Source organism: Pseudomonas sp. GW821-FHT11D10, assembly GCF_058808435.1.
In genome coordinates, this window is record NZ_JBXARR010000002.1 from 753,253 (window position 1) to 773,950 (window position 20,698).

Sequence of the window (20,698 nt, forward strand, 5' to 3'; positions counted from 1 at the left end):
ATGGCGTCCCCTTTTTTGTGCGTTCAGTTTTTACTTGCGGCTCAACATCACCGGCAACTGCGCAACCAGCTTGGCATTGTTCAACGGCGCCCGAATAAACCCGCGCTGCGTACCATCAGGCCCGATCACCGCCAGGTTCCCACTGTGATCCACCGTGTAATTCGGCTTGCTGGTGTCCGCCGGAATGAACGGAATGCTCACCGCGTTCGCCACCTTCTGCAGCTCGTCGATCGACTTCGGCGTCAGACCGATGAACTGTGGATCGAAGTAGCCCAGGTACTGCTTCAACTGCGCAGGGTTGTCGCGGTTCGGGTCGACGCTGACCAGCACGATCTGCAATTTATCCACCGCATCCTTCGGCAGCTCGCTCTTGATCTGGCGCAGTTGGGCGAGGGTGGTCGGGCAGATGTCCGGGCAGAAGGTGTAGCCGAAGAACAGCAGGCTCCACTTGCCTTTGAGTTCGTTGACCGTGACCGGTTGGCCGTCCTGATTGGTCATCGTCACGTCCGGCAGGTTGCGGCTCTGCGGCAGCAGGATGATGCCGGCGTCGATCAGTGCGGTCGGGTCGCCCTGGCCCTTGCCGCTCAGCACTTTGTTGACGGTCAGGCCGAGGATCAGCGCGATCACGGCGACGAGGATGAAGACGGTTTTCTGGGTTCGAGTCATAGGTTCAACAGTAAGTAGTGGTCTACGAGCAGGGCGATGAACAGCAGAAACAAGTACCAGATAGAGTACTTGAAGGTGTTGATCGCCGCGTGCGGCCGAGTGCCACGGTACAGCACCACGGCCCATTGCAGAAACCGCGCGCCCAGCCCGAGCGCGCAGATCAGGTACAACAGGCCGCTCATGTGGATCACATACGGCAGCAGACTGACCGCCAGCAGGGCGAAGGTGTACAGCAGAATGTGCACCTTGGTGTAGTGCTCGCCGTGGGTGACCGGCAGCATCGGAATGTCGGCCTTGGCGTATTCCTCCTTGCGATGGATCGCCAGCGCCCAGAAGTGCGGCGGGGTCCAGGCGAAGATGATCAGTACCAGCAGCAACGGTTCGGCGCTGACGTGGCCGGTGGCGGCGGTCCAGCCGAGCAGCGGCGGGGCAGCGCCGGCAAGACCGCCGATGACGATGTTCTGCGGCGTCGCGCGTTTGAGGAAACCGGTGTAGATCACCGCGTAGCCGAGCAGCGAGGCCAGGGTCAGCCACGCAGTCAGCGGATTGGTGAAGGTCAGCAGCAAGGCCTGGCCGAGCAGCGCCAGCACCAGCGCAAAGGTCAGTGCTCCTGTGGGCGAAACACGGCCCTCGGCCAGCGGCCGTTTATGGGTGCGGGCCATGACCGCATCGATGCGCCGGTCCACCACGTGATTGACCGCCGCCGCGCCACCGGCACACAACGCGATCCCCAGGTTGCCGAACACCAGCACCGTCCACGGCACCCCGGCGCGGGTCGCGAGGAACATGCCGACCAGCGAGGTGATCAACATCAGCACCACGACTTTCGGTTTGGTCAGCTCCAGGTAATCTCGCCACAACGCCTGCGCGGGACGTTCGCCGATCAGAATCGCCATGGCGTCTCTCCTTTAATAGTGATGGGCGCCGCCGAGTGTTTGCGCGGGCTCAGGCGCCAGCGCGCGATCATCGGCTGCTTGACCCGAACCAGGCTGGTCCGCGCGTGGTAGTTGACCAGCACCATCGTCAGCAGCAGCGCTGCGCCGCCAGCGTTATGCGCCACGGCCACCGGCAGCGGCAGATGAAACAGCACGTTGCTGATGCCGAGGGTGATCTGCGCGGTGAGGGCGATCAGCACCAGCCCGGCCAGTCGGGTCATGCCCACCACTTTCAGTTGCCAGGCCAGGCCGAGCAGAACGACCGTCACCAGCAGGGCGCCGATGCGGTGGGTCAGGTGAATCGCCGTGCGTGCATCGCTGTCGAGTTGCCCGCCGAGGTAATTCGGGCCGATGTGTTGGGTCAGGTGAAAGCCGTTGGCGAAATCCGCCGGCGGCAGCCATTGGCCGTGGCAGGTCGGGAAGTCGATGCAGGCCACCGCCGCATAGTTGGAGCTGACCCAGCCACCAAGGGCGATCTGGCCGATCACCAGCAACAACCCGGCAGTCGCCCAATATTGCAGCCGCTTGGGCACGGTCAGCGCCGGCAGCACGCCGGACAGTCGCAACGTCAGCAGAAACAGCAGGCTCAACGTCGCGAAGCCACCGAGCAAATGCCCGGTCACCACTTGCGGCCAGAGCTTGAGCGTCACCGTCCACATGCCGAACGCGGCTTGGGCGAACACCACCGCCAGCAGAAACAGTGGCAGTTTCAGCGGTTGCCCCGGATGACGACGATTGACCCACGCGCGCCCGGCCAGTACCGAAATCAGCATGCCGAGGGTGCCGGCGAAGTAGCGGTGGATCATCTCGTTCCAGCCTTTATGCGCTTCCACCGGCGAATCCGGGTAATGCAGTTCGGCATGGGCCAGTTGGGCTTCGCTCTTCGGCACGCTGATGAACCCGTAGCAGCCCGGCCAGTCCGGACAGCCGAGGCCGGCGTGGGTCAGGCGGGTGTAGGCGCCGAGCAGCACCACGATCAGTGCCAGCAGGGTGGCAAACAGCGCGAGGCGAAATCCAGGTTTGGCCATGACGATGCCCTTATCCGATGTTCGACAGTTTCAGCAGGTGGCGCAGGTCGTTGAGCAGATCCTTGCCCTTGACGCTCGGGTCGTAGCGCAGCACGAGGTTGCCGTGGGGATCGATGATCCACAGCTGCGGCGTGGCCTTGTCGCCCGTGGCCTTGCTGAAGGTGGCTGCGTCCAGCGGGTAACGTTGCAACTGCGGGTACTCGCGAGTCAGCTTGGCTTCGTAGTCGGCGGCCAGTGGTTGCGCGGCAGCGAGTGCATGGCTGGCGCGCCCGGCTTCGCGACCCAGGCCGATCTGGATCTGCCGCGCCAGGTACACCAGTTGCTGGCAGTCCACCGCGCAATCCTTCGGCGCGGTGACCAGCATCTGCCAGCGCGTTTCGTCAGCCTGGATGCCGAGGTCGGCGCGGGTCTGGCCGTTGCCGATCAGTTCGCCGTGATAGCTGCGACCGTCCGGCACCCAGAACTGCAACTTGTACATGCCGGTGGCGAGGATCATCGGCCCGACCACGCCGAGCACGATCAACAGCAGCTGGATGCGTCCGCGACGGCGACTGGCCGGGGCTTTTGCTTCAGACATGCTGGGTGGATTCATGGCCGCTCCCATGGTTTTTCTCCTTTGCGTTGTGCCAGCCGAGATAGAGGTAAAGACCGAGCAGGGCGGTGGCCATGGCGAACCACTGCACGGCGTAACCGAGGTGTTTTTCCGGGCCCATCGCGACCACCGGCCAGTCGGCCTGATAGCTGGCCGGGCCGGGTTCGGCGCGTAATTCGTAGGCGAAGCCGTCGCGTTCGAGGGTTTTCCACAGCTTCGCGGGTTCGATGGCGGTGACGGTTTGCGGCCAGCTGCTGCTGACCGGGTCGGCATGCAGCTGGAAGGTGGCGCCGGGGGCGACGTACACCCAGGCATCGACATTCACGGCATCGGTCGGTGTGTTGAATTGCGGGGCCGTGCGCCGATCCGGCCACGGCAGCCAGCCGCGATTGACCAGCAGCCACTGGCCGCTGCGCTGATCCTGAAACGGTTGCAGCAATTCGACGCCAACCTTGCCGTTGCGCTGACGGTTGTCCAGCAACAGGCTGTGGGCGGCGTCGAACTGGCCGTGCAGATGGACCCGGCGAAACGCCGGATCGGCGCTGTGCAGCAACTCGGTGCTGGCCATCGGTTCGGCGGCGCGACGTTCGGCGTAGCTGGCGAGCAGGGCGGTTTTCTCCGCGCCCCGGCCCAGTTGCCAGAAGCCCAGCGAAATCAGCAACGGCAGCAGCAGGCCGACCACCAGTGTCGGCACCACGCCCGGCCGGAAGCGCTTCATGGCCGCGCCAGAAAATCAGTGAGTGCGATCGCTATACTCAACTGCATCGCTTGTTCCCCCGGAGTTCTTCCCATGCTCAAAGCAGCCATCGTCCTGATGCTGATTGCCACGGTGGTCAGCCTGTTCAGCGGCCTGTTTTTCCTGGTCAAGGACGACAGCAGCTCGAATCGGCTGGTGATCGCCTTGAGTGTTCGGGTGGCGTTGGCCGCTTGCACCGTCGGCCTGATCGCCTGGGGTTTCTACAGCGGCCAACTGGTGTCGCACGCGCCTTGGTAGCTCTATTCCTCAGAGCACGTAAACGAAGATGAACAAGCCGATCCACACCACATCGACGAAGTGCCAATACCAGCTCGCCGCTTCAAAACCGAACTGATGTTCGTTGTCGAAGTGGCCCTTCATGATGCGCATCAGCATCACGAACAGAATGATCGTGCCGATGGTCACGTGGGCGCCGTGGAAACCGGTGAGCATGAAGAACGTCGCGCCGTAGATGCCCGAGCCGAGGGTCAGCCCCAGTTCGTGGTAGGCGTGGATATATTCTTCAGCCTGGAAGCCGAGGAACGCGCAACCCAGCAGCACGGTGATTGCCAGCCACAGTTTCAGCGCGCCGCGATGACCTTTCTTCAGCGCGTGGTGGGCGATGGTGATGGTCACGCTGGAGCTCACCAGCAGAATGGTGTTGATCAGCGGCAGGCCCCAGGGGCTGATGACTTCTTTCGGAGGCGGGAACAGTTTCGGATCCGGCGTGTGCAGCAGCGGCCAGGTGAACTGGAAGTTCGGCCAGAGCATGTGGGCGATGCCTTTGGTGCCTTCGCCGCCCAGCGCCGGGCCGGAGATGTGCCGCACATAGAACAGCGCGCCGAAGAAGGCGATGAAGAACATCACCTCGGAGAAAATGAACCAGCTCATGCCCCAGCGGAACGAGCGGTCCAGCTGCGGGCTGTACAACCCCGCGCGGCTTTCCTTGATCACCGTACCGAACCAGCCGAACAGCATGTACGCCAGCAACAGGCCGCCGACGAAAAAGATCAGCGGGCCGTGGGATTCCGGACGCGCTGCCTTCAGATCGTTGAACCAGGTCGCCAGACCGTACACGGTGACCAACATCCCCACCGTGGCCACGATCGGCCACTTGCTCTGGGCCGGGACGTAATAGTGCTCATGAGTTGCCATTTATTGTTCTCCTTATCGGGCACGCTTAACCGCCAGTGTTTGCAGCCACCGGAGGATGTCGGGCGGTGATATCGAACAGCGTGTAGGACAGCGTCAGGTGCTTCACGTCCTTGGGCATGTCGCGGTCAACGATGAAACGCACCGGCATCTCGATCTGCTGACCGGGCTGCAGCACCTGCTGGGTAAAGCAAAAGCATTCGGTCTTGTGGAAATACGCCGCCGCATTGCTCGGCGCGATGCTCGGTACGGCTTGCGCGCTCATCGGTTTGTCGGTGGGGTTGCGCGCGATGAAGATCATCTCGTTCACCGCGCCGGGGTTGGCCGTCAGTTCGTCATGCTTGGGGTAGAAATCCCACGGCATGTCGGCGGTGTTGGTCGACAAAAACTGCACCCGCACCTGCCGCGTAGCATCGACGGTCTGCTCGCCTTCGTATTGCCCGGCGGTCTTGCCGTTGATGCCGAACGCCTTGCACATCACGTCGTAGATCGGCACCAGGGCAAAACCGAAGACGAACATCGCCACCACCACGCCGAGCAATCGGGTGACCAGCTTCTTCATCGAGATCGAGTCAGCCATGGTGGCGGCCCTCAACGGCTACAGGGTTCATTTCACTTCCGGCGGCGTGGTGAAGGTGTGGTACGGCGCCGGTGACGGCACGCTCCATTCCAGACCTTCGGCGCCATCCCACGGTTTGGCCGGAGCCGGCTCGCCGCCACGGATGGTCTTGATCACGATGAACAGGAAGAAGATCTGCGTGGCGCCGAACATGAACGCGCCGATCGACGAGACCATGTTGAAGTCGGCGAACTGCAGGTTGTAGTCGGGAATCCGCCGGGGCATGCCCGCCAGACCCACGAAGTGCATCGGGAAGAACGTCAGGTTCATGCCGACGAAGGACAGCCAGAAGTGCAGCTTGCCCAGGGTTTCGTCGTACATGTGGCCGGTCCATTTCGGCAGCCAGTAGTAGGCCGAGGCGAAGATCCCGAAGATCGCCCCCGGCACCAGCACGTAGTGGAAGTGCGCGACCACGAAGTAGGTGTCCTGGTACTGGAAGTCCGCCGGCGCGATGGCCAGCATCAGCCCGGAGAAACCGCCGATCGAGAACAGGATCACGAACGCCACCGCAAACAGCATCGGCGTCTCGAAGGTCATCGAGCCTTGCCACATGGTGCTGGCCCAGTTGAACACCTTCACCCCGGTCGGCACCGCGATCAGCATCGTCGCGTACATGAAGAACAGCTCGCCCACCAGCGGGATGCCCACCACGAACATGTGGTGCGCCCAGACGATGAACGACAGGAACGCGATGCTCGCCGTGGCGTAGACCATCGAGGTATAGCCGAACAGCGGCTTGCGCGAGAAGGTCGGGATGATCTGGCTGACGGCACCGAAGGCCGGCAGGATCATGATGTACACCTCGGGGTGGCCGAAGAACCAGAACACATGCTGGAACAGCACCGGGTCACCGCCACCGGCGGCACTGAAGAAGCTGGTGCCGAAGTGGATGTCCATCAGCATCATCGTCACGCACCCGGCCAGCACCGGCATCACCGCGATCAGCAGGAACGCGGTGATCAGCCAGGTCCAGACGAACAGCGGCATTTTCATCAGGGTCATGCCGGGGGCGCGCAGGTTGAGGATGGTGGCGATCACGTTGATCGCGCCCATGATCGAACTGATCCCCATCAGGTGGATGGCGAAGATGAAGAACGTCACGCTTTCCGGGGCATAGGTGGTGGACAGCGGTGCGTAGAACGTCCAGCCGAAGTTCGGCCCGCCACCGGGGGTGAACAGGGTCGAGACCAGCAGCAGGAACGCCGCCGGCAGCAGCCAGAAGCTGAAGTTGTTCATCCGCGGCAGGGCCATGTCCGGCGCGCCGACCATCAGCGGGATCATCCAGTTGGCGAGGCCGACGAACGCCGGCATCACCGCACCGAACACCATCACCAGGCCATGCATGGTGGTCATCTGGTTGAAGAACGCAGGCTCCACAATCTGCAGGCCGGGCTGGAACAGCTCGGCGCGGATCACCATGGCGAACGAGCCGCCGAGCAGGAACATGCAGAACGCAAACCACAGGTACAGCGTGCCGATGTCCTTGTGGTTGGTGGTCAGCACCCAGCGCATCAGGCCTTTGGCGGGGCCGTGGGCGTGGTCGTGGTCGGCATGACCGTGGTCATCGATGACAGCGCTCATGGCCGGTCTCCTTCAAAAGAGTGGACTGGGCAGGCCGGGGCGCAGGGCCCCGACCGGTTCACGAAGTACGCAATAGACCGGCTCATTTGCTTTCCGCCTGTTTCAGCTCCAGCACTTCTTTTGGCGTGACCATGTCGCCCTTGTTGTTGCCCCAGGCGTTACGTTCGTAGGTCACGACCGCTGCGATATCGACTTCCGACAGCTGCTTGCCGAACGCCGCCATGGCGGTGCCGGGCTTGCCGTGGAAGACAATGCTCAGGTGCGCGTCTTTCGGGCCGGTGGCGATTTTCGAGCCCTTGAGGGCCGGGAACATCGGCGGCAGGCCCTGGCCTTCAGCCTGGTGACAGGCGACGCAGGTGGTGTGGTAGATCTTGTCGCCACGTTCCTTGAGCTCGTCGAGGGTCCATTCCTTGCTGGTCAGCTCCTTGAGCTGCAACGCTTCGGCCTTGCGCTCGGCGAGCCATTTTTCGTAATCGGCCTTTTCCTTGACGTCGACCACGATCGGCATGAAGCCGTGATCCTTGCCGCACAGCTCGGCGCACTGACCACGGTAGAGGCCGGGCTTGTCGATGCGGGTCCAGGCTTCGTTGACGAACCCGGGAATCGCATCGCGCTTGACCGCGAAGGCCGGCACCCACCAGGAGTGGATCACGTCGGCGGACGTCACGAGAAAGCGCACCTTGGCGCCGGTCGGCAGCACCAGCGGTTTGTCGACCTCGAGCAGGTAATGCTCGCCCTTGGCTTCCTTGTTGTGGATCTGCTCGGCGGGCGTGGCCAGGTTGCTGAAGAACTCGACGTCCTGGCCCAGGTATTTGTAGTGCCACTTCCACTGATACCCGGTGATCTGGATATCGATATCCGGCTCACTGGTGTCGTACATCTTGATCAGGGTCGCGGTCGCCGGAACGGCCATCGCCACCAGGATCAGCAACGGGACGACGGTCCAGAGAATTTCGACGGTGGTGCTTTCGTGGAATTTTGCGGCGACCTGCCCGGTAGAACGGCGGTGCACCATCATCGACCAGAACATGGCGCCGAAGACGATGATCCCGATCACCACACAGATCCAGAAAATGGTCATGTGCAGGTCGAATACTGCGTGACTGATTTCAGTCGCTCCAGGCGCCATATTCACAGTCCAGGCAGCGTGCGCCGGGCTGAAAATCGACCACAACAGGAGGCCCATCCAGACGTGTGGATGTCGCATCATTGCGGGTTCCCCTTATCGTTCTTGTTATCCCGCCGGCTTTCGCCTGCGGCAAGGGATCGGCTGCATCAGACTACGAACTTGAATCGCCGGGCCTTGCTGCGGGTGCAGTCGGGCGTCATCAGCTAACTCCATTCACTGGCGAGTATAGACAGCGGCTGAAAAATGCAATGTGCGCACGTAAATCGAATGAAACAGCTGGCACTTGCGTTCCAGGGCACGAATGGAGAAGGATGCAGACGAGTGGTGGCAAACCGATATAACGCCGTTGCATCAAGGATGAAATAATTATGACAAATGCGTCTTAGCATTTTTCGTAAGCCAGCTAAGTTATGTCTTCCCTATTTCATTGCCTTGTTTCCTGGAGTTTTCATGAACACCGCCGCATTGCGCGAGCAGATCCACATAGCCCGACAACACGAGATTGAAACCGGAAAGCTGACCCGTCAGCTGGAAGCCCAACTGCAACACCTGCACCCGGCCATCCAGTTGCCGGAAACCGACGCCAACGGCGTGCTGACGCGTTTTGTCGCCGCCTACATCGACGAAGTGCCAGACCTGCTGGATGCAGCCAATGAAGTCGCCAGGGAAGCGGGAATCGAGTCGCAGATCAAACCGGTGCTGAAAATCGCCGAGCAGTACTTCATCCAGCCGCCCGTGGGCCTGGACAGTCTGCTGGACGAAGCCTATCTGGCGCACCGCTTTGTCGAAGAGGTCAACGACCTGTACATCAAGCATTTCGGCCAGCCACTGATCCCCTTGGACATGACGGTCGCCAATCTGATTGCTCACCAGTTGATCGGTGAGGAATTTGCCAACCAACTCGACGAAGTGGTGCATCACGCGGTGGACAGCATGCTCGACGACGACAGCTTTGCGCTGGAGTCGGTGGAAGCCTACCGCGAGAAACTCAGCAGCCCGGACACCGGTGCGGCGTGGAAACGCTGGCCGTGCATGAGCCGCCGTCTGGGCGTGGGCCTGGAGCTGGATCAGCCTGCGGCTTGATCTCGGCGCAAACGATTGGGGGAACAGATTGCTCTGTTCCCCCAAGTGTTTTCAGCCCGCCGCTCCGATCCCGGTGGTGGTGCGGATCCGCCCCTCGAGCCTGCGTTTCAATCCGCGCGACTCGATCAACAGTTTCGCCCCCTTGGCCGCATTCGCCCGGCCCCACTCTTCGAGCAGTTCCAGACACGAATGGTCGATGTAGCTCAGGTTATTGAGCGGCACGTGCACAGTCGTGCCCGGCGGAATGCTGCCCAGCACCTGCGTCAGTGCCGGCACTTTGAGGAATGTGGCCGCGCCCACCAGACGCAACTCCATTTCCCCGTCCTGCGGCAGATCGATCAGGCTGATTTTCAGGCGCGAGGCCTTGAACGCCAGTTTCACCAGGGTCAGGCCGAAACCGATCAGCACGCCGGTCAAAAGATCGGTGAAGATGATCGCCAGCGCCGTGGCGGCGTAGGTGAACATCGGCATCCGGCCATAGCGGCCCAGACCGCGGAACGCCTTGAGATCCACCAGTTTGAAACCGGTGTAGACCAGAACGCCCGCCAGACTCGCCACCGGAATGCTCTGCAACACGCTCGACAGCAACAGCACGAACGCCAGCAGCCACAGGCCATGGAAAATCGTCGAGTAGCGTGTGGTGGCGCCGGCCTGGACGTTGGCCGAACTGCGCACGATCACGCCGGTCATCGGCAGCGCGCCGACCAGACCGCAAAGCATGTTGCCGACGCCTTGCGCCGACAGCTCACGGTCGAAGTCCGAGCGCGGGCCGCTGTGCATGCGATCCACCGCGGCGGCGGACAGCAGGGTTTCGGCGCTGGCGATGAAGGCCACGGCGAACGCGGCGATCAGCAGCGTCGGGTCGGCCAGGCTCAGCAGATCCGCCGGTTTCAGCCAGTCGATGGCTTCGGCCAGATTCGCTGGCACTTCAACCCGCTTCACTTGCAGCGCCAATAACAGACTGGCGCCTGTCGCCAGCCCGACCCCGAGCAACGCGCCGGGAATGAAGCGCAGTGAATACGGGCGAAATTTCTCCCAGAGCCACATCACGGCGATGGTAGCGAGCCCGAGCAACCCGGCCTGCCAGCCAAAGGACGGCAAGGCCTGCGCCACCGCGCCGGGGAATGCCGTGAGGTTGTCGAGGCCGGAGGGCTTCGGCGCGGCATCCAGCATCACATGCACCTGTGAGAGCACGATCAGCACGCCAATCCCGGCAAGCATGCCGTACACCACCGCTGGCGCCGTGACCCGGAACCAGCAACCGAGCTTCAGCCGCCCGGCCACCAGTTGCAGGAAACCGGCGAGCAGCAGGATCGGCCCGAGCATCTCGATGCCGTGCTGGCGCACCAGCTCGAACACCAGCACCGCCAGACCCGCCGCCGGCCCGCTGACCTGCAACGGCGAACCCGCCAGCCAGCCCACCACCAGACCGCCGATGATCCCGGTGATCAGGCCTTTGGCCGGCGGCAGCCCAGAAGCAATGGCAATGCCCATGCACAGCGGCAGGGCGACCAGAAACACAACCACTGAAGCGAGCAGCTCCCGTGGCAACACAGCTTTCAATTGAGCCGCACGCATGGCGATACTCCCGAAGTTTTCTTCAGGCGTGGCGAGGCCTGGCCGCTGAAACAGCGGCCGGCGTCAAACCACACAGATTTTTAGGAGGATTTAGAAGCGCGCTTTGGGCGTCGCCACCGGGATCGGATGGCTGCCGTCGAGCGGCAGGAAGCAACCCTGATCCGCGTCGTAAGCTTTGATTTCGCTGGTTTCGATGTTGTAGACCCAGCCATGGATGAACAGATGACCGTTCGCCATGCGCGAGGCTACCGAAGGATGGGTACGCAAGTGCTGCAGTTGGGCGATGACGTTCTCCTCGGTGAGGATCGGCATGCTTTCTTTTTCGTTGGCGCAGTTGCAGTTGTCCTGCACCATGGTTTTCGCGACTTCGGCATGGCGTAGCCAGGCTTTGACCGTCGGCATTTTTTCCAGGCTGTCCGGGTTGAGCACCGCACGCATGGCGCCGCAGTCGGAGTGGCCGCAAATGATGATGTGTTGGACGCCAAGGGCCAGTACCGCGTATTCGATGGCGGTGGAAACGCCGCCGTTCATCTGACCGTAGGGCGGAACGACGTTGCCGACGTTACGGGTCACGAACAGATCGCCGGGCGAGCTCTGGGTGATCAGTTCGGGCACGATGCGCGAGTCGGCGCAGGTGATGAACATCGCCCGTGGCGACTGGGCCGTGGCGAGTTTCTTGAAGAGTTCTTCCTGCTGCGGAAAGACCTCATGATGAAAATGCAAAAAGCCGTCAACGATATGCTTCAACGCTGCATCGGCGGATTCCGCCACAGGGGCGGCTTGCGCCGACGCAGCCAACGGCTGTTTATCCTTGTCACTCATGATTCATCCTCATTGGCGGATTCGGGGAGTCGTTCCCGTGTATTCCGGTGTGAAGCCAGTGGCTGTTTAGAACATCCGGGTCATCCCGACCCGTCAGTCACTCGATGAACAAGGTAACCGCCGAAACTTAACTCAAACTGAATCAAGCGCTCTAGAACGTGTGTTCCAGGTCACAAAAAACGTGACCGGCGTAAACCGGGCCAAGCATTCCTTCCTCTCAACCATAGGCCAATTGTCCCTAAATCAGCGCCATCTGGCGACCCGGCGGACAGAAGGCCGTGCAATCGAGGTTGAAGCCTTCGCGGTGATTGAGCCCAAGGCGTTTCAGCGCTTTGGCGAAGCGCTGGGCGAGCAGGTCGGCAAATGGCCCCTCGCCGCGCATCCGGGCACCGAAACGGCTGTCGTAGAGCTCGCCGCCACGGCTCTGGCGGATCAGGCTCAGCACATGCGCCGCGCGCTGCGGGTAGTGTGCTTCAAGCCATTCCTCGAACAGCGGTGCCACCTCCAGCGGCAGGCGCAGCATCATGTACGCAGCGCTCTGGGCGCCGGCGGCGTGGGCTTCGGTCAGCAGACTTTCGATTTCGCTGTCGTTGATCATCGGAATCATCGGCGAACACAGCACACCGACCGGTATCCCCGCCTCGCGCATGACCCGGATCGCCCGCAACCGGGCCTTGGGCGCGGCGGCGCGGGGTTCGAGGATGCGTTTGAGTTCGTCGTCCAGGGTGGTGAGGCTGATCATCACCGCCACCAGCCGCTGTTGTGCCAGTTCGGTGAGCAGATCGAGATCACGCAGGATCAGCGAGCCCTTGGTGACAATGGTCACCGGATGCCGGTAGCGCAGCAGTACTTCGAGGGTCTGGCGGGTGATCCGGTGTTCGCGTTCGATCGGCTGATAGGGATCGGTATTGGAGCCGAGGTTGATCGGCGCGCATTGATAGCCTTTTTTCCCCAACTGTTCTTCCAGGACCTGGGCGGCATTGGTCTTGGCGATCAGTTTGGTTTCGAAATCCAGCCCCGGCGACATGTCCCAATAGGCGTGGCTGGGCCGCGCATAGCAATAAATGCATCCATGCTCACAGCCGCGATAGGGATTGATCGAGCGGTCGAACGGCAGGTCCGGCGAAGTGTTGCGGGTGATGATGGTCTTCGCGGTTTCGAAGCTGACTTCGGTGCCCTGGGTCAAAGGCACTTCCTGAAACCAGCCGTCATCCTCGGCCACCGAACGACTCGGCGCGAAGCGGTTGTGCGGGTTGGTCGCGGTGCCGCGACCGCGCGGGGGCAAGGGGATGGTCATCACGGGTGTCCTTGATCTGTACATACATACAGTATCCGCAAGGCGGCGGAGGATCCACTACCGTTCGGCCGTCCATCAATAAATCGAGCGGTTAGTTGCAAGTTTGTCTAGAGCTAAAGTTGCAGTTGTGCAAATTGAAGAAACATAAGTTGGCTGTTCGTTTACTGTTCAGGTTCGTAGTATTCACTCCGCTTCACAACACTTGATTATATAAAAGACAAAAGGAATTGATGATGTCGTTTTTTAATTCGCGCGGTATTTTTCTGCAACTGATGCAGCCCGGCCCATCGGAGCCCAATACACTGGTATCCATGCAACTGGCGCGTAAGGAATTGGGCTGGGATGCCGAGGCTGGCGTGCAGACCGAAATGCTGGTTGATCCGATTTTTGTCACCGCGACCTCCCGGGATGGCGGCCATACCTTCAGCATCGGCCGTCTGGAGCACGATGTGGATCGTGACGGTGAAATCGGTGAGCAGGATCGAGCCAAACTGGTTGCCCTGGCCAAAGCCTATGCCAGTATTACCAATCCGTAACAGCGATTGAATCAATAACCCCTGCATGATTAATCATGCAGGGGTTATTGTGCTTAGTTGTGGCTGGTTACTTGTCCAAGATCACCGGCTGATGTTGTAGTCATATCGTCGGTGCGTAATTTTGCAACCTCTTTCGCGGTGACAGGGGATGCCTTGTTACCCCAACTTCCACGAATAAAGCTCACGACATCTGCCACTTCCTGATCCGACAGACGCCAGGCGAAGCCAGGCATGGTAAAGGTAGACGGCGCCGTGTGCGTTGCAGGCAGGGTGCCGCCCTTGAGCACGATGTGGATCAGCGAAGTCGGGTCGTCCGATTGCAGCACCGGATTACCTGCCAGCGCCGGGAACACCCGGGTGTAGCCGTGGCCGTCGGTGCGGTGGCACGCCGCGCAGTTGTCGATGTACACCGAGGCTCCGCGCTGACTGTCGTCACCATTCCACAAGGCCTTGGCGGCTTTTTCGTCGTACTGGTGCGGCTGGTCGGCAGGATCATTGGCCGGCAGCGATTTCAGGTAACGGGCAATCGCGGTCAGGTCGGCGTCGGTCATGTACTGCATGCTGTGGGTGACCACGTCGCTCATGCCGCCGAACACCGCACTGCGGTCGCTGCGACCGGTCTTGAGAAACTGCACCAGTTGCTCTTCGCTCCAGCTGCCGAGACCGTCCTTGTGGTCGCCGCGCAGGCTCTTGGCGATCCAGCCTTCCAGCGGCGCACTGCCTGACAGAAAACTGCTGCCTTCGGCCGCGCTCAGGGATTTTTCCTGCATGGTCAGGGCCCGTGGCGTATGGCAGGCGCCGCAATGTCCGAGGCCTTCCACCAGATACGCCCCACGGCTGACGACGGCATCGTCCGACGCGGCTTTGTAATCCTCGACCTTCGGTGCGAACAGCCAGCGCCAGCCCATCAGTGGCCAGCGCATGCTCAGTGGCCACGGGATGTCGCTGGCTTTGTTCTCCTGCGCTACCGGTTCCACGCCATGCATGAAGTAGGCGTAAAGCGCCTGCATGTCGGTTTCGCTGACACGGGCGTAGGACGGGTACGGCATCGCCGGGTACAAGGTACTGCCGTTTTTGGCCACACCATGGCGTACGGCCTGGTCGAAATCCTCGAAACTGTAGTCACCGACGCCGGTTTTATCCGGGGTGATGTTGGTCGAGTAGATCGTGCCGATCGGGGTTTCCATCGGCAGGCCACCGGCGAACGGCTTGCCGTCCTTGGCCGTGTGGCAAGCCACGCAGTCGCCGGCACGGGCGAGGTATTCGCCTTGCTTGATCAAGGATTGATCAACTTCGGCGCCATGAACGGCCGTGCTGCCGAGCAGCGCCAGGGTCGCGATAACGAGAGTCTTCATGGTCATCGCTCCTTAAGCCTGAACCAGCGGGCCGGGGTTTCTCAGGTATTGCTCGCGGATCGCTTTCGCCGACCAGTAGGTCAGCGCGGCAACCAGCCCGGTCGGGTTGTAACCCAGGCCTTGCGGGAACGCCGAGGCGCCCGGGACGAACACGTTGTGCACGTCCCAGCTCTGCAGGTAGCGGTTCAGCGCGCTGGTCTTCGGATCGGTGCCCATGATCGCGCCACCGTTGAGGTGGGTGGTCTGGTACGACGCAGTGTTGAAGTGGTCGCCGACTTTCTTGCCGATCACGGCGATGGCTTTCGGGCCCATGGCCTCGGCGATTTTGCCCATTTTCTCGACCATGAAGCGGTTCATCTTGATGTCGTTTTCCTGCCAGTCGAACGTCATCCGCAGCAGCGGCATGCCGTAGGCATCGCGGTACACCGGGTCCAGATCGAGGTAGTTGCCACGGTAGGACTGATGCGCGCCGTGGGCGTCCATCGACACCTGGTGGGTGTAGTAATCGGCGGTCGCGCGTTTCCACGCACTGCCCCAGGCCGGGGTGCCCGGCGGGTTGGAGGTGCCGGCGATCGGTCGGCTGCCGGCCTGGTTGACCCACATCGGCGAGCCACCGACGAAGCCATGCGGTCCGTGATCGAAGTTGTCGGCGTTGAAGTCATCCACCGCCACACCGTTGCCGCCGGCGCCGATGAAGTTGTTGGTGTGGGTGTCCTTGTCGAAGAACGCCTTGATCGTGGCCATGTTCTGGTAGGCGAAGTTGCGCCCGACCACGCCTTCGCCGCTGACCGGATCGTACGGTTTGCCGATGCCGGAGAGCAGCATCAGGCGCACGTTGTGCAACTGGAACGCGCCGAGGATCACCAGATCCGCCGGTTGCTCGATCTCGCGACCCTGACCGTCGATGTAGGTGACGCCGGTGGCCTTGGTTTTCGTGCTGTCGAGGTTGACCCGCAGAACGTGGGCGTTAGGCCGCAGTTCGAAATTCGGCAGCGGCTTCAGCGCCGGCAGAATGTTCACGTTCGGCGACGCCTTGGAATACATGTAGCAAACATAACCGCTGCAGAAACCGCAGAAGTTGCACGGCCCCATCTGCGCGCCGTAAGGGTTGGTGTACGGCCCTGAAGTATTGGCGGAAGGCAGGTTGTAGGGTTTGTAACCGACTTCGGCAGCCGCCTTGCCGAACAGCTGTGCGGAAACCGTGTTCTTCTGCGCTTCCAGCGGGAACGGGTTCGAGCGATCCGGCGCGTACGGGTTGCCGCCCTTGCCCTGACCGACCAGTTGGCCTTTCACGGTCCAGGCCTGGCCTGAGGTGCCGAAGACTTTTTCGGCGAAGTCGAAGAATGGTTCCAGCTCTTCATAGCTGACGCCGAAGTCCTGGATGGTCATGTCCTTGGGGATGAAACTCTTGCCGTAGCGCTCTTCGTAGTGGCTGCGCATGCGCAACTCGATCGGGTCGACCCGAAAGTGAACGCCCGACCAGTGCAGCCCGGCGCCGCCCACGCCATTGCCCGGCAGGAACGCGCCCAACTGGCGGTTCGGCAAGGCGATGTCGTTGACGCTGTGACGGATGGTGACGGTTTCCTTGGAAACGTCCTGGAAGAGTTTTTTCCGCACGCTGTAGGTGAGTTCGTCGATCACCTGCGGATAGTTGCCGTCCGGGTAGGTGTCCTGCATCGGCCCGCGTTCCAGCGCCAGCACGTTGAGCCCGGCTTCGGTCAGCTCCTTGGCCATGATCGCGCCCGTCCAGCCGAAACCGACGATCACTGCGTCAACCTTCTTCATTACCGTTGCCATGCTCACGCCCTCTCGCCGCGAATCGAAACTGCCGGGAAGGGGTACTGCTCGTTGCGTTCCACCCAATCCATGAAATCGGCGCGGGCGCCGGGGAAGCCGATCATGGTCCAGCCGACCATGCCTTTGTTGCCGCCGTGGATCGGGTCGCAGAAGAACCCTTCCTTGGTGTTTTGCAGCAGCAAGCTGAAGAAAATCTTCGCCGGAACCGCGTCGAATTGCGGTTTTCCGGCTTCAAGCTGCTTGAGCAGATCGTCTCGGGTAGCGCTGTCTTGCTCGGCAAATGTTTTACCGTTGATGGATTTTGCCCACTGATCCGCGGCGGCGATGCCGAGGCGATAGATCTCTTTTGGCACCAGTTTGCTCTGCCAGCCCATCTCCGGCGCGGCGTCGGCATTGAACGGGCCCTGCATGTACCAAAGGGCACCGGCGGCGTACGGGGTGTTCATCTGACGGTCAATGTATTCCGGCACGCCGGCCTCGAGTGCACCTGGGCCCTGCGCATCGTTGGGGATCAATTGCGCGACGGCGGCATTGATGAACGCCCACTCTTCGGCGGTGAAGTAGTTCGGCTGATAGGTGCTCGCTTCAACGGCGGCCGTTTTCGCCTGGGACGTGGCAGGCGCGCTTTCAGGCGCTGCTTGCAGCACCGTGCTGCCGAGTCCGCTGCCGGCGAGGGTGACGACCGGAATCAGGGTCAGGGATTTGCGCAAAAAATCACGCCGCGGGTTGTCTCGATCTTCATCAGACATGGGGATGCACCTCATCAGGCATTGATGGTTGTCAGCCGTTTCTGTGAACGGCTCAAGAATGTTCGGGCTGCGACGTGGCCGGAATGACCGGGAGAAGGGGGACGCGTCTGCAACATGATGTGACAAATGGTAGCAGGCTAAGCAACCGGATGAACCGATTCAGCCAAAAAAAGACCGCTTTTCGACCAAGGGAACCGGTGTCTTCACGATTCTTTTACAAGCGCCTCACAGGGATTTGACTGCGTGGCTCGCAAGCTGCGGCCTTCACTGACAAAACCCACACGGACGCCGTAAAGCATGTTCCTGACGCGTTTTTCCTCCGCATTCTGTTTGTCGCTGCTTGCGCTGTTCAGCTGGATTCCCGCTCAGGCGGCGGACACCCCGGCTTCCCGTCCCGTCGAGTGGGCGCAACCGGTAGAAGTGCAATACAACCTGTTCCAGATGTCGCCCACGCTGTACCGCAGCGCGCTCCCGGATGACGGCGCCGTACCGTTGCTGAACAACCTGAAGGTGGCCACGGTCATCAACTTCCTGCCGGAAGCGGATTCCAACTGGCTGAAAGCCCCCGGTATCCATCAGGTGCAATTGCCCTATCGCACCAATCACGTGGACGACAGTGATGTGCTCAAGACCCTGCGTGCCATCCAGTCCGCCGAAGCCGACGGCCCGGTGTTGATGCACTGCAAGCACGGCTCCGATCGCACCGGCCTGATGGCGGCGATGTACCGGATCGTGGTGCAGGGCTGGAGCAAGGAAGACGCCCTCAGCGAAATGACCCAGGGCGGCTTTGGTGAGAGTGGGCACTTCCGGGACAGCGTGCGTTACGTGATGCAGGCCGATGTCGATAAACTGCGCACCGCGTTGGCCAATGGCGATTGCAGCACCAGCGCGTTTGCCACGTGCTCGATGAAGAGCTGGTTTCAGACGGTCAATCTTAAGTAACTCGTCCGGCCTCTCCGTCAACGAGGCCGGCGACCGGCCGGCCGATGAACGCTTCCACCGCGTCCAGCAACGGACGCCCCGCACCCGGCGCAAAGAACGTTGCACGAAACTCACGGCCGGTTTGCGCGTTGAACACCCAGTCCCGGCTGAAGCGCTTGAACGCTTCCTGAGCCAGCACGCCCGACCAGACGTAGGCGTAAACCGAGGCGTCGTACTGGGTCACCATGTAGTCGAAACCGTTGGCGAACCGGTGATCGTCCGGCAGTTGCAGAGGACCCAGGCTGCGGTGCACATCGTTGCAAACCTCCTCGACCGAGCGTCCATCGCCGTGGGTCAGGTGCAGTTCGAAGTCGATCATCGCCCCCATCAGCAACAAGGCCTGTTGCCGGCTGGAGTGGGATTGAGTGGCTGACAGTGCCGCGTCGACCCGTCCGGCGTTAAGGCGTTCGCCGGTCTGAAAATGCGCGCCGAGCCACAGCACAAACTCCCGCGACAAACACCACTGCTCGAACAATTGCCCGGAAAACTCCGCCGCTTCATGGCCCAGTTGCTGGATGCCGGAGAGGCTGTGATGGGGCGAGCGCGTCAGCACGTGCTGGAGGCAATGGCCAAACTCATGAAACAGCACTCGCAGATCGTCGATTTCGAGCCGGCACGGATGGGTGTCGGTGGCGGGTGTGAAATTGCTGTAGAGCAGGGCAATCGGCAGCGCCGGGCGACCTTCGGCGTTGATCCGGCGGTTGCGCAGTGTGGAGGTGCCGGGGAAGTCCACCGCGTTGTCGCGGTGAAACGGGTCGAGGTAGATGTAGCCGATGACCTGCTCATGCTCGCTGATTTCCAGCAGGCGCACATCGTCATGCCAGTGGTCTCCGCCGGACTGCTCGACGATGCGGATCCCGAACATCCTTTCGCAGAACAGAAAGAGCCTGCGCAGGGTGCCCTCTAGTGGGAAGTAATCACGCAGGTTTTCCAGCGCGCCGGAAAACGCTTGCTGGCGCCATTGTTCGGCGAGGAAATCCTCATCCCACGACTGGACCCGGTCGATCCCGCGTTGCTGTGCAAAGGCGGCCAGTTGTTTCGCATCCTGCGCGAGGGCAGGTGCCAGCTGCGTCGCCTGACGCTGGAGAAAACCACTGACCCACTCCGTCGTCCGGGCGCTGTTTTTGGCCAGACTCAGTTGCGCGGCGTTTTCATGGCCAAGCAAACGGGCTTTCTGCTGGCGCAGTGCGAGCAGCTTCTTCAGCACCGGGCCGTTATCAAAGCGACCGGCCAGCGGCCCGCGATCGGAGGCGCGGGTCATGTAGGCAACGTAGCATTCCTCCCGCAAGGCGCGGTTCTCGGCGTACTTGAGGATGTGCTGGCAGGTGTTCTGGTCCAGCCGGATCAACCAGCCGTCATGCCCGGTCTGGCGTGCGGCGAGTGCCAGCCGATCCTTCATCGCCGGCGACAGTCCCGCGAGTAGCGCAATGTCGTCGACACGTTTGCTCCACGACTCGGTCCAGCGCTCGAGGTTGTCCAGAAACACGTACTCCAGCCCGCCGATCTCGCGGTTCAACCGCGCCAGTTCCTGTTGCTGTTCAGCAGGAAGCTCAATGCCCGACTGCTTGAATCGACGCAGAGTCCGCGCCAGTGCGATGTTGCGCGACTCATCGAAACTGCCGGAGATCGAGCTTTGTGCCAGACGCCGGTAAGCCTCGTACAACGGGCGATTGCGGGCTTTTTCGAAGCGATACTGATTGATCGCCAGATGGGCCTTGGCGCTTTCCACAAGCCAGACGGCATCGTCAGACCTGACCATCGAAAACGTTTCGAGAATCGAGCGGACTTCACCGAGGCGCGCGTCGGCCTCGTCGATGCTCAGCACCAGATCATCCCAGCCGGGATGTTCGGTCTGACTGGCGATCACCTGGGCGATGATGCGTCGGTTGTCGGCAATGATGCCGTTGACGGCCGGCAGCAGGTGCTCGGCGCGAATCGCTGGCCACGGTGGCAACGTCCAGTGTTGCAGGAGGGGATTGGTGTCGGGCATGGCAGCTTCCTTCGAGGCGTGGCACAAAGGGCCAGCCTACGAAGCAAGTGCGGGGGACAGGTGTTAAGCCAA

The 20,698-nt window shown here is 61.6% G+C and carries 20 protein-coding genes; 4 read left to right on the plus strand and 16 right to left on the minus strand.

The genetic code is table 11. The features are described from left to right. Positions 1-30: 30 nt before the first annotated feature. From AC1RT4_RS09875 to AC1RT4_RS09895, 5 genes are read right to left on the minus strand one after another with little or no spacing between them, the layout of a single operon-like run. The gene (locus AC1RT4_RS09875; protein ID WP_127796507.1) at positions 31-666 is read right to left on the minus strand and encodes an SCO family protein; all 636 of its coding nucleotides are present in this window, start codon (positions 664-666) and stop codon (positions 31-33) included. Then, positions 663-1,562, minus strand: coding sequence for a heme o synthase (gene cyoE, locus AC1RT4_RS09880; protein WP_007953992.1), 900 nt, complete (start codon positions 1,560-1,562; stop codon positions 663-665). The genes AC1RT4_RS09875 and cyoE overlap by 4 nt, the downstream gene beginning before the upstream one ends. After that, positions 1,550-2,629 carry a COX15/CtaA family protein gene (locus AC1RT4_RS09885; protein ID WP_493085265.1) on the minus strand — a complete coding sequence of 360 codons (1,080 nt, stop codon included), beginning with the start codon at positions 2,627-2,629 and terminating at the stop codon, positions 1,550-1,552. Before AC1RT4_RS09885 ends, cyoE begins: the two co-directional genes overlap by 13 nt. A gap of 10 nt (positions 2,630-2,639) precedes the next feature. After that, positions 2,640-3,233 carry a PA_0111/PP_0108 family redox-active disulfide protein gene (locus tag AC1RT4_RS09890; RefSeq protein ID WP_493085266.1) on the minus strand — a complete coding sequence of 198 codons (594 nt, stop codon included), beginning with the start codon at positions 3,231-3,233 and terminating at the stop codon, positions 2,640-2,642. Next, entirely contained in the window at positions 3,199-3,939 is a 741-nt protein-coding gene (locus AC1RT4_RS09895) for an SURF1 family protein (RefSeq protein ID WP_493085267.1), read from the minus strand. Before AC1RT4_RS09895 ends, AC1RT4_RS09890 begins: the two co-directional genes overlap by 35 nt. 72 nt (positions 3,940-4,011) lie before the next feature. Between AC1RT4_RS09895 and AC1RT4_RS09900 the strand changes: the two genes are divergently transcribed. Beyond that, positions 4,012-4,215 carry a twin transmembrane helix small protein gene (locus AC1RT4_RS09900; RefSeq protein WP_064379555.1) on the plus strand — a complete coding sequence of 68 codons (204 nt, stop codon included), beginning with the start codon at positions 4,012-4,014 and terminating at the stop codon, positions 4,213-4,215. A 9-nt stretch (positions 4,216-4,224) separates the two neighbouring features. On the opposite strand, the gene AC1RT4_RS09905 is transcribed toward AC1RT4_RS09900, so the two are convergent. From AC1RT4_RS09905 to coxB, 4 genes are all read right to left on the minus strand, one after another. After that, complete coding sequence (locus AC1RT4_RS09905; protein WP_493085268.1) at positions 4,225-5,112, minus strand: cytochrome c oxidase subunit 3; 888 nt, start codon at positions 5,110-5,112, stop codon at positions 4,225-4,227. Between the two features lie 25 nt (positions 5,113-5,137). Continuing rightward, entirely contained in the window at positions 5,138-5,689 is a 552-nt protein-coding gene (locus AC1RT4_RS09910; RefSeq protein ID WP_085606414.1) for a cytochrome c oxidase assembly protein, read from the minus strand. A 27-nt stretch (positions 5,690-5,716) separates the two neighbouring features. Then, entirely contained in the window at positions 5,717-7,309 is a 1,593-nt protein-coding gene (gene ctaD, locus AC1RT4_RS09915; RefSeq protein WP_007953983.1) for a cytochrome c oxidase subunit I, read from the minus strand. An 82-nt stretch (positions 7,310-7,391) separates the two neighbouring features. Next, positions 7,392-8,519, minus strand: coding sequence for a cytochrome c oxidase subunit II (gene coxB, locus AC1RT4_RS09920; protein WP_085606416.1), 1,128 nt, complete (start codon positions 8,517-8,519; stop codon positions 7,392-7,394). A gap of 369 nt (positions 8,520-8,888) precedes the next feature. Between coxB and AC1RT4_RS09925 the strand changes: the two genes are divergently transcribed. Then, positions 8,889-9,521: a hypothetical protein gene (locus AC1RT4_RS09925; protein WP_007953981.1), complete on the plus strand. Its 633-nt coding sequence runs from the start codon at positions 8,889-8,891 to the stop codon at positions 9,519-9,521. A 51-nt stretch (positions 9,522-9,572) separates the two neighbouring features. Here AC1RT4_RS09925 and AC1RT4_RS09930 read toward each other — a convergent pair whose 3' ends face one another. The 3 genes from AC1RT4_RS09930 to AC1RT4_RS09940 form a co-directional block, all read right to left on the minus strand. Further along, positions 9,573-11,099, minus strand: a complete 1,527-nt coding sequence (locus tag AC1RT4_RS09930) for a SulP family inorganic anion transporter (protein WP_493085269.1) — start codon at positions 11,097-11,099, stop codon at positions 9,573-9,575. Positions 11,100-11,189: 90 nt separating this feature from the next. Continuing rightward, entirely contained in the window at positions 11,190-11,921 is a 732-nt protein-coding gene (locus tag AC1RT4_RS09935; protein WP_007953979.1) for a carbonic anhydrase, read from the minus strand. A gap of 238 nt (positions 11,922-12,159) precedes the next feature. Beyond that, positions 12,160-13,218, minus strand: coding sequence for a PA0069 family radical SAM protein (locus AC1RT4_RS09940; protein ID WP_493085270.1), 1,059 nt, complete (start codon positions 13,216-13,218; stop codon positions 12,160-12,162). Positions 13,219-13,451: 233 nt separating this feature from the next. Here AC1RT4_RS09940 and AC1RT4_RS09945 point away from each other — a divergent pair, with 233 nt between their 5' ends. Continuing rightward, positions 13,452-13,754: a hypothetical protein gene (locus AC1RT4_RS09945; protein ID WP_007953977.1), complete on the plus strand. Its 303-nt coding sequence runs from the start codon at positions 13,452-13,454 to the stop codon at positions 13,752-13,754. A 53-nt stretch (positions 13,755-13,807) separates the two neighbouring features. Here the strand turns inward: AC1RT4_RS09945 and AC1RT4_RS09950 are convergent, their stop codons facing one another. The 3 genes from AC1RT4_RS09950 to AC1RT4_RS09960 are packed head-to-tail and all read right to left on the minus strand — an operon-like array spanning position 13,808 to position 17,655. Next, positions 13,808-15,109 (minus strand): c-type cytochrome, encoded by a 1,302-nt coding sequence (locus AC1RT4_RS09950; RefSeq protein ID WP_493085271.1) that lies wholly within the window; start codon positions 15,107-15,109, stop codon positions 13,808-13,810. A gap of 12 nt (positions 15,110-15,121) precedes the next feature. Further along, positions 15,122-16,906 carry a GMC family oxidoreductase gene (locus AC1RT4_RS09955; protein ID WP_493085272.1) on the minus strand — a complete coding sequence of 595 codons (1,785 nt, stop codon included), beginning with the start codon at positions 16,904-16,906 and terminating at the stop codon, positions 15,122-15,124. Between the two features lie 2 nt (positions 16,907-16,908). Then, positions 16,909-17,655: a gluconate 2-dehydrogenase subunit 3 family protein gene (locus AC1RT4_RS09960; RefSeq protein WP_493085273.1), complete on the minus strand. Its 747-nt coding sequence runs from the start codon at positions 17,653-17,655 to the stop codon at positions 16,909-16,911. A 297-nt stretch (positions 17,656-17,952) separates the two neighbouring features. On the opposite strand from AC1RT4_RS09960, the gene AC1RT4_RS09965 reads away from it, so the two are divergent. After that, complete coding sequence (locus tag AC1RT4_RS09965; protein WP_493085274.1) at positions 17,953-18,597, plus strand: phosphatase domain-containing protein; 645 nt, start codon at positions 17,953-17,955, stop codon at positions 18,595-18,597. Here the strand turns inward: AC1RT4_RS09965 and AC1RT4_RS09970 are convergent. Next, positions 18,590-20,626 (minus strand): M3 family metallopeptidase, encoded by a 2,037-nt coding sequence (locus AC1RT4_RS09970; RefSeq protein WP_493085275.1) that lies wholly within the window; start codon positions 20,624-20,626, stop codon positions 18,590-18,592. The genes AC1RT4_RS09965 and AC1RT4_RS09970 overlap by 8 nt on opposite strands. Positions 20,627-20,698 lie beyond the last annotated feature (72 nt).